Consider the following 305-nt stretch of genomic DNA (forward strand, 5'->3'; position numbering starts at 1 on the left):
GGTTTGCAAGCTGTTCGTCAGCTTCACTACCGTGTGATTACGGAGACGGGATTGACGACAGCTGATGAGATGCTTTATCCGTCAAATCTCGTTTTGGTTGATGACCTGGTCAGCTACCATGCTGTAGGGGCTCGCTCAGTGGAAGACCAAGAGCACCGCTTTGTAGCGTCTGGGATTGATGCTCCAGTTGGGATGAAAAATCCAACATCTGGGAACCTTGGGGTCATGTTTAATGCCATCTATGCGGCTCAAAACAAGCAAACCTTCCTTTACCATGGCCAAGAAGTGGAAACCTCAGGAAATCC

The 305-nt window shown here is 49.2% G+C and carries 1 pseudogene; it reads left to right on the plus strand.

What is annotated here, in order from left to right:
• Positions 1-305: pseudogene (locus SORDD16_RS10240) on the plus strand (3-deoxy-7-phosphoheptulonate synthase); the annotation flags it as partial.

Origin of the sequence: Streptococcus oralis (assembly GCF_001578945.1) — a bacterium.
Taxonomy (GTDB): domain Bacteria; phylum Bacillota; class Bacilli; order Lactobacillales; family Streptococcaceae; genus Streptococcus; species Streptococcus oralis_Q.